Genomic DNA, 8,692 nt, shown 5'->3' with positions numbered 1-8,692 from the left:
CACCTACGCCGCAAGCGCCATGTCGTAGAACTAGACGATGCGATTGCCGCGGCCTTCCGCCAGCGGGACTATTACCGCCATCGGAATCACCCCGGCGAGTGTGAACCACAGCGGCAGCTTCGTGTTGGACATTCCCCGCAGCCAACCATTGCCCGCCATGGTGCACAGCGCCGGGATGATCGACGCGCACGTCACCCGCATCCACTTCGTGGCCTCGGAGACGACGGTGGCGTCACTAGAAAAGAAGCCCATGATCGCCGGGGCGAAGGCGAAAACAACGCCGGCCAACAGCGCGCCCACGGCCAGGGCAACCCACGTCGCCTGCACGCCCTCGTAGATCGCGTCGGAACGGCGGCCGGCACCGTAGTGCCGCGCGGCGCGGGCGGTCGTGCCATAGGACAGGAACGTCAGCTGGGTAGTAACGGTACCCAACACCGTCGCGCCCGCAGCCAGCGCGGCCAGATCAGCCGCACCCAGGCGGCCAACGACCGCAGTATCCAGCAACAGGTACAACGGCGTGGCCGCCAATACAACGAGAGCCGGCCAGGCCAGCCCCAAGATAGTGCGGGCATCGGCCTGGCCGGTAGAAGCGGGAGCAGTCACTACGACTTGTACGGATCCTCGTCGCCCGCCGGGCGGGCGCCCGCGGACTGCGCACGCAGAGCCTCGTCCTGGGCCTTCGCGCGAGCCAGCAGCTCCTCGAAGTGCGCGGAAGCCTCCGGAACTGTGTCCAAGCTGAAGCTCAAGGTCGGGGTGAAGCGCACGCTCAGCTGATCGCCGACGATCTTGCGCAACTGTCCCGTTGCCTTAGCCAGCGCTGCCTCCGCCGCATCCGTATCCGGCTCTGCGTCCACGGTCTTACCGCGCACGGTGTAGAACACCGTCGCGTCGTGGAGGTCGCCGGTTACGCGCGCGTCCGTGATCGTCACGAACTCCAGGCGCGGATCCTTGATCTGCCGCTCGATGGCCGTGGCAACAATCTGCTGAATGCGCTTGGCCATGCGCGCGGCACGCGCGTGATCAACCATTAACTTCTCCTTTACAAGACCTTGGACACTAGACAGTTTAGGTGCGCGACTTTTTAGGTGCGCGGCACCTCGACCAGCTCGAATACCTCGATGATGTCGTCGACCTGGATGTCAGGGTACGACAGCACCATACCGCACTCGTAACCTGCGGAGACCTCGGTGACGTCGTCCTTCTCGCGGCGCAGCGACTCGATAGTCGCCTTCTCCGCCACGACGTTGCCGTCGCGCACCAGGCGTGCCTGGGCGTTGCGGCGGACCTTGCCGGTCTCCACCATGCAACCTGCAATGAGGCCGACGGAGGAAGCCTTGAAGATCTGGCGGATCTCCGCGGTACCGATCTCCTTCTCCTCGTAGATCGGCTTCAGCATGCCCTTCAGCGCTGCCTCTACCTCCTCGATCGCCTTGTAGATGATCGAGTAGTAGCGGATATCCACGCCCTCGGCGTTGGCCACCTCGGTGGCCTTGCCTTCTGCGCGGACGTTGAAGCCGATGATCACTGCGTCGGAGGCCGCTGCAAGGTTGACGTTGGTCTCCGTCACAGCACCAACACCGCGGTCGATGATGTTCAGGTCCACCTCGTCGTCGACCTCGATCTTCAGCAGCGCGTCCTCCAGGGCCTCGACCGTACCGGCGTTGTCGCCCTTCAGGATCAGGTTCAGGGTGTTGGTTTCCTTCAACACCGCATCCAGATCCTCCAGGGAGACGCGCTTGCGGCTGCGTGCTGCCAGCGCGTTACGACGGCGGGCGTCGCGGCGGTCCGCGATCTGGCGGGCGGTGCGGTCCTCGTCGACAACCAGCAGGTTATCGCCAGCACCGGACACGCTGGTCAGACCCAGAACCTGGACCGGGCGGGACGGGCCGGCTTCCTTGACGTCGTTGCCGTGCTCGTCGATCATGCGGCGCACGCGGCCGTAGGCGTCACCAACGACGATGGAGTCACCAACGCGCAGGGTACCGCGCTGGACGATGATCGTCGCGACCGGACCGCGACCGCGGTCGAGGTGTGCCTCAATGGCGACACCCTGTGCGTCCATATCCGGGTTAGCGCGCAGATCCAGCGATGCATCGGCCGTCAGCAGGACGGATTCCAGCAGCTGGTCGATGTTGGTTCCCTGCTTTGCAGAGATGTCCACGAACATCGTCTCGCCACCGTACTCCTCCGGGATGAGACCGTACTCGGTCAGCTGGCCACGGATCTTGTCCGGCTGGGCGCCTTCCTTATCGATCTTGTTCACCGCGACCACGACCGGAATGTCGGCGGCCTTGGCGTGGTTGATCGCCTCCACGGTCTGCGGCATCACGCCGTCGTCCGCGGCGACCACCAGGATCGCAATATCGGTGGACTTCGCACCACGGGCACGCATGGCGGTGAACGCCTCGTGACCCGGGGTATCCAGGAAGGTAACCAGGCGGTCGTCGCCCTCCATGTTCACGGAGACCTGGTAAGCACCGATGTGCTGGGTGATGCCGCCGGCCTCGCCGGAACCGACGTTGGCCTTACGAATCGTATCCAGCAGGCGGGTCTTACCGTGGTCGACGTGACCCATGACGGTAACCACCGGCGGGCGCTGGGCCAGGTCTTCGTCCTCGCCCTCGTCCTCACCAAACTGCAGGTCGAAGGATTCCAGCAGCTCGCGGTCCTCGTCCTCGGGGGAGACGACCTCGACCTTGTAATCCATTTCCTCGCCGAGCAGCATCAGGGTTTCGTCGGAGACCGACTGAGTAGCGGTCACCATCTCGCCCAGGTTGAACAGTGCCTGAACCAGTGCTGCCGCATCCGCCTGGATCTTCTCTGCGAAGTCCATCAGGGAGGCACCACGAGCGAGGCGAATCTTCGCGCCCTTGCCGTTAGGCAGCTTCACGCCGCCAACGACGCTCGGCGCCTGCATTGCCTCGTACTCGTTGCGCTTCTGACGCTTCGACTTGCGCCCCTTACGCGGTGCGCCACCCGGACGGCCGAATGCACCTGCGGTGCCGCCACGACGCCCACCGCGTCCACCGCGCGGGCCTCCCAGGCCACCTGGACCGCCGGGGCCACCGTGACGTCCACCGCGACCACGGCCACCGCCGAAGTTGTCGGACTTCGACGGCATCTGGGCCGGGTTCGGGTGGCTCGGCATCATTGCCGGCGACGGACGGCGGCCGCCGCCCTGCTTAGCGCCTGGCTTCGGACCCGACTTCTTGGCCCCACCCGGGCGGTTACCCGGACGCGGCATGTCGCCTGGGCCTGCCTGCCCACCGCGCGGACGCGGTGCGGGGCGCTCGGCCGGAGTGCTGGAGGAAAACGGGTTGTTGGCCACACGCGGGGCGCGACCGCCCGGCTTCGGCCCTGGCTTGGCACCTGGCTTCGGGCCCGGCTTTGCACCACCGGGCTTCGGACCCGGCTTGGGCCCCGGCTTGGCACCGCCCGGCTTCGGGCCCGGCTTGGCACCGGGCTTCGGAGCTGGCTTCTCGCCAGGCTTCACGGAGGAGGTGGGCTTGGTGCCAGCGCCCGCAACCGGGTTGGTGTTCTTCACTGGCTGCGGACCCGGCTTGGGTCCGGGCTTCGGCCCCGGCTTCGCGGCGGCCTTCGGAGCTGCCTTGGCGGCAGGCTTCGGCCCCGGCGTTGCTGCGGGCTTCGGGGTAGCTGCACCTTCCTTGGCAGACTCTTCGCCCACCCCGTAGTGCTTCTTCATCTTCTTCACGACGGGCGGCTGCACCGTCGAAGAAGCGGTCTTAACGAACTCGCCTTGTTCCTTCAGGGTGGCGAGCAACTCCTTGCTCGTCACTCCGAGTTCCTTGGCCAACTCGTGTACGCGTAGCTTTCCGGCCACTACTCTCCTTCATGTTTGCGGAGCCGTAGTGCGCTCTAGCGTGCAGGTGCGCCTGCAGCCGGGCTACTTACGACTCCCGTACTTGTAGATACTCATCGCTGATGCTGCTTCATCGCGTGCTCATCAGGGTTGATTGTTCTTCATGTCGACGTAACTTCCTCGTCTTTACTTGTCACTGTCACTGGCAGTGTGACGATGTATTCACGTACAGGGTCTGCATCCACGTTGGCGGATACCCTCAACGCACGGCCAAAGGCCCTGCGTTTCACGGCGATTTCCCATGCCTCCACTGTGGGGGTGATCCATGCGCCTCGCCCGGGAAGTTTCCGACCCGGATCGGGGACAACCTGGAGTTCACCCTTGGCTCCTTCCGCGCTTTTCCGCACAACGCAACGCAACAGCTGATCTATTCCCATCACCTGCTTCGTTGCAATACACGTCCTCACCGGAAGGTGCTTGCTTGTGGGACACTCATGGAATACCACCAGTCCAGTGTATCGCGCCGGCCCCCGAAACAGTTAACTGGGCGTGTCCTCCGCTGCGGCGTCCGTCTCCGAACGGATGTCGATCTTCCACCCTGTCAGGCGTGCGGCCAGACGGGCATTCTGCCCCTCGCGGCCAATGGCGAGGCTCAGCTGATAGTCCGGCACGACGGCGCGGGCGATCTGCATCTCCGGGTCGGTCACCTTCACACTGACGACCTTCGAGGGCGACAGCGCATTGCCGACGAAAGTAGCCGGGTCCTCGGAGTAGTCGATAATGTCGATCTTCTCCCCGCCCAGCTCCTGCATGATGTTGGACACTCGCTGGCCGCGCGGACCGATGCAGGCGCCCTTGGCGTTCAGCCCCTTGACGGTCGAGCGCACGGCGATCTTGGTGCGGTGCCCCGCCTCGCGGGCCACGGAGACGATCTCGACGGAACCGTCGGCAACCTCCGGAACCTCCAGGGCGAACAGTCCCTTAACTAGCTCCGGGTGCGTGCGGGAAAGGTTGATCTGCACCATGCGGTTGGCGTTGTTGATCACGTCCGTAACGAAGGCCTTCACACGCATACCGTGCTCCAGCTCCTCGCCGGGGATGTGCTCGGCGGGCAGGATCTGCCCGTCCTGGCCGTTCGCCTCGGTGCCCAGGTGCACGATGGTCACACCGCGCTCGTTGGCGCGGGCATCGGCGGAAACCACGCCGGAAACCACGCGGTAGCGCAGCTCGGCGTACTCGTCGTAGCGGTTCTGCACGCGAGCGAAGTTGATGCGGAAGCGAATGGCTTCACGCACAGCCAGCGCGCCGTCGCGACCAAAATTTTTCGGAGTGTCGTCGATGCGCCCGGTGACGTTCCCCTCTTCGTCCTTTTCCACCTGGTAGATGGTCACCTCGCCACTAATCGGGTCGATGTCCACATCGACCGGACCGGTGAAGTGGCTTTTCGCCCGGTACGCCTCCCGCAGCCCCCGCTTAACCCCTTCCAGCAGGTCGTCGAAATCCACCGACTCCTGCTTTTCGACTGCACGCAGCGCGGCCATATCAATATTCACTTGTTACTCCTAGTCTTCCGCCGGACTATCCTGCTGATCTTCTGCACGGGGCAACCCGTAGGCGTCAATAGCCAATCCGACAAGATCGACCTCGGCGGCGGGTGCCTGTGAGAATTCCACTTCTACCACCGCACCAGCTACATCTGCGAATCGCACGCGGCGCACGCTGGGCTGTTTCTTATCTGGTGTGATCAAAACGACATCGTCGCCGTCTACCTGCGCGATGCGCTCCACCCCGTCGGCCAGCCGCACGAGGCGCCCGATGTTGCGCACCCAGTGGCGTTGCTCCAGAAGAGGGAAATCGACGCCAGGCGTCGTCAACTCCAGGGTGTATCCGGCCCCAAAGCTCATCTCCCCCGCCGCCTCGGCGTCATCCAAGTGCTTCGATACCTCGCGGCTCAGTTCTTCCAACTGGTCCAGATCCGGGCGCTCGGCGCGGGGGTCGGCGGTATCCACTGCGATCCGAATGGCGGACTTCGCTCCAGCCTTCGTGATCTTGATGTCCTCGATCACCAGTCCGAACTCTTTTACCAATCCGCGCAGCGAGTCTTCGAGCTGCTCCTTGTTTGGAAATGCCATGACCATGCAGTCTAGCAGCAGCTGGCTTCTAGTAGACTCCTAGTCTTGATGAATATGACCAGCTCTCGCCCTCTCCTCACCCGTCGCCGCTTCCTGGGAGCCAGCACGCTTCTAGGCGCCGGATTGGCGATCTCCGCCTGCGAGTTCGGCGAGGAGCCACAAGCAAACGAGCAGCTCATCGACCTCGCCACGGCGCTGCGCAGTGCTCAGAAAAATTTTCAGGCCAAGCGGGCGAAGAAGTGGTCCGGATTCCTCGGCATGCAGTACGACCTGGTCACGGAGGAAGCCCTGCGCCAATGCGGCACTGATAGCGAGGGCAACGCGCCCCAGGGCTGCCAAGAAAAAATTTCCGAGACCAAGAACGCACCCAGGAAAGCTGTTTCCCTGGAAAAGGCCTACGATCGCGCCCTCACAAGCGAGCTGGGCGCACAGGCCTCCCTCATCGCCGGGCTATTCGCCGCCTACAAGGCCGCCGGCGACAACGAGCGTCCTAACCACCCCACCGAGGTCAGCACTGAGGTCGTCGAGGGCTTTTCTAACCCGGATGTCGATGTGGCAGCGGAGTTTCGTTCCTTGCTGACGCTAACTTACGGCGCGATCTACGCCTCGGGCGTCGCGCTGGCCAAGAGCCCAGAGGACAAGACCCGTTCGCAGATCCAATCCTTGGCCGATCAGCTGCGCGTGCTACGCGACCTCACGGATGACGTCCTGGAAGAGCTGGGCGCGGAGATCCCCGCCCCCGAACCCGGATACACGCAGGGCGAGGCCGATGGGAAGTCGGATGCTGTGGAGTACTTCCACCCCACCGTGCTGCCCATTAGCACCCAGCTTCGCCGTATCACGGAGCTGGCCGTCAACGAGAAGGCAGTCGCCTACGCCGCCGACTGGCTAAAGACCACCGCCTGCGGCGAAGCTGCCCTCGAGCGGCTCCAGGGCAAGGACCCTAAGGACGTGCCTCTCCGCGGAGAGCCCGCTTAGCCTCCGGCAGCGCGTCGGTGTAGTCGACCTCGTAGGTCTCTCCGGTCAGGCGGTTGCGCAATTCCACCTTGCCGTCGGCGAAGCCACGACCAACCACGACCACCAGGGGCATGCCCAGGAGCTCGGAATCCTTGAACTTCACGCCCGGGGAAACCTTCGGACGGTCGTCGAAGAGAACTTCCAGGCCATCGTTGGACAGGGTTTCCACCAGTTCCACGGCGGCCTCGCCTGCGGCGGCGTCCTTGTTGGCGATCACCACGTGCACGTCGAAGGGCGCGACGGACGCCGGCCAGCGCAGTCCGGAATCGTCTAGCATCTGCTCGGCGATCACACCCACCAGGCGGGACACGCCCACGCCGTAGGAGCCCATCGTCGGCACGGAACGCTTACCGGATTCGTCCAGAATCTTCACGTCGAAGGCCTCGGTGTACTTGCGACCCAGCTGGAAGATGTGGCCAATCTCGATGCCACGAGCCAGCGTCAGGGTGCCCTTGCCGTCCGGGGACGGGTCGCCCTCGAGCACCTCGGCGGTCTCCACGAAGCCGTCCGGGGTGAAGTCGCGCCCTGCGACCAGGCCCACGACGTGGCGGTTCTTAGCGTCCGCACCGGCGATCCAAGAGGTTCCCTCCACCACACGCGGGTCGGCCAGCAGGCGAACACCGTTTGCAGCCAGCCCCTTCGGCCCCACGTACCCCTTGACCAGGAAGGGGTGCTTCTTGAAGTCCGCCTCTTCGGCCAGCTCCACCTGCGCGGGCTCCATGGCCGCCTCGAGGCGCTTCATGTCTACCTCGCGGTTGCCCGGCACCAGCACGCCGGCCAGGGACTCGCCGCGTGGCTTGCCCTCTTCGTCCAGCGTCGGGTCGTTGACCTTGATCACGATGCACTTCAGCGTGTCCGCAGCCTCCACGGCACGGCCGTCGATGGTGATGCCTTCGTCGTTGGCCCAGTCCACCAACGCCTCGATGGTCTCGCTGTCCGGGGTCTCGTACTCCTTGGCCTCCGGCTGGCCCTCGATCGGCTGAGCCGGCGGGACCTGCGTCACTACCGCCTCGACGTTCGCGGCGTAGTCGCTCTCGGTGGAGCGCACGAAGGTGTCCTCGCCGGTGTCGGCCACAGCCAGGAACTCCTCGGATGCCGAGCCGCCCATAGCGCCAGAGGTCGCAGAGCAGATCGCGTACTTGATGCCCAGGCGGTCGAAGATGTTCTGGTAGGCCTTGCGGTGCAGCTGGTAGGACTCCTCCAGCCCCTCATCGTCCATGTTGAAGGAGTAGGAATCCTTCATGATGAACTCGCGGCCGCGCAGGATGCCGGCGCGCGGGCGTTCCTCGTCGCGGTACTTCGTCTGCACCTGGTACAGGATCACGGGGAAGTCCTTGTAGGAGTTGTACTCGGACTTCACGACCGAGGTGAACATCTCCTCGTGCGTCGGCCCCAGCAGGTAGTCCGCGTTCTTGCGATCCTTCAGGCGGAACAGCGCATCACCGTACTCGACCCAGCGGCCGGTCGTCTCGTAGGGCTCACGCGGCAGCAGCGCGGGGAAGGAAATCTCCTGCGCGCCGATGGCGTTCATCTCCTCGCGTACGACCTCTTCGACGTTGCGAAGCACCCGCAGGCCGAGCGGCAGCCACGAGTACACGCCGGGGGCAACGCGGCGGATGTATCCCGCGCGTACCAGCAGCTTGTGGCTGGGCACCTCTGCGTCTGCGGGGTCGTCACGCAGGGTGCGCAAGAATAGTTGTGACATCCGAGTAATCATGAGTCA

At 64.5% G+C, this 8,692-nt stretch carries 7 protein-coding genes and 1 pseudogene; 1 reads left to right on the top strand and 7 read right to left on the bottom strand.

What is annotated here, in order from left to right; all coding sequences use genetic code 11:
• Window positions 1-48: 48 nt before the first annotated feature.
• The 6 genes and pseudogenes from MHX52_RS05740 to rimP form a co-directional block, all read right to left on the bottom strand.
• Window positions 49-603 (bottom strand): annotated as a pseudogene (locus MHX52_RS05740) (MATE family efflux transporter); the annotation flags it as partial.
• A complete protein-coding gene (rbfA, locus tag MHX52_RS05735) occupies window positions 603-1,028 on the bottom strand; it encodes a 30S ribosome-binding factor RbfA (protein ID WP_034986324.1) in 426 nt (141 codons plus the stop codon). The gene rbfA and the pseudogene MHX52_RS05740, both read right to left, overlap by 1 nt.
• Window positions 1,029-1,081: 53 nt before the next feature.
• The gene (gene infB, locus MHX52_RS05730; RefSeq protein WP_049050470.1) at window positions 1,082-3,841 is read right to left on the bottom strand and encodes a translation initiation factor IF-2; all 2,760 of its coding nucleotides are present in this window, start codon (window positions 3,839-3,841) and stop codon (window positions 1,082-1,084) included.
• Between the two features lie 140 nt (window positions 3,842-3,981).
• The gene (locus MHX52_RS05725) at window positions 3,982-4,326 is read right to left on the bottom strand and encodes a YlxR family protein (protein ID WP_080722722.1); all 345 of its coding nucleotides are present in this window, start codon (window positions 4,324-4,326) and stop codon (window positions 3,982-3,984) included.
• Between the two features lie 33 nt (window positions 4,327-4,359).
• A complete protein-coding gene (gene nusA, locus MHX52_RS05720; protein WP_035006009.1) occupies window positions 4,360-5,373 on the bottom strand; it encodes a transcription termination factor NusA in 1,014 nt (337 codons plus the stop codon).
• 9 nt (window positions 5,374-5,382) lie between these two features.
• Window positions 5,383-5,958 (bottom strand): ribosome maturation factor RimP, encoded by a 576-nt coding sequence (rimP, locus tag MHX52_RS05715; RefSeq protein WP_035006012.1) that lies wholly within the window; start codon window positions 5,956-5,958, stop codon window positions 5,383-5,385.
• 48 nt (window positions 5,959-6,006) lie between these two features.
• Between rimP and MHX52_RS05710 the strand changes: the two genes are divergently transcribed.
• On the top strand, window positions 6,007-6,930 hold the full coding sequence (locus tag MHX52_RS05710) for a twin-arginine translocation signal domain-containing protein (protein WP_239317069.1): 924 nt from the start codon (window positions 6,007-6,009) through the stop codon (window positions 6,928-6,930).
• Here the strand turns inward: MHX52_RS05710 and MHX52_RS05705 are convergent.
• Window positions 6,896-8,686, bottom strand: coding sequence for a proline--tRNA ligase (locus MHX52_RS05705; protein ID WP_239317067.1), 1,791 nt, complete (start codon window positions 8,684-8,686; stop codon window positions 6,896-6,898). The genes MHX52_RS05710 and MHX52_RS05705 overlap by 35 nt on opposite strands.
• Between the last annotated feature and the right edge of the window lie 6 nt (window positions 8,687-8,692).

It is taken from the genome of Corynebacterium sp. ACRQJ (assembly GCF_022346045.1).
Classification (GTDB): domain Bacteria; phylum Actinomycetota; class Actinomycetes; order Mycobacteriales; family Mycobacteriaceae; genus Corynebacterium; species Corynebacterium evansiae.
The sequence above is the reverse complement of the archived record's forward strand: the minus strand, read 5'-3'. Positions and strand labels throughout refer to the sequence as shown.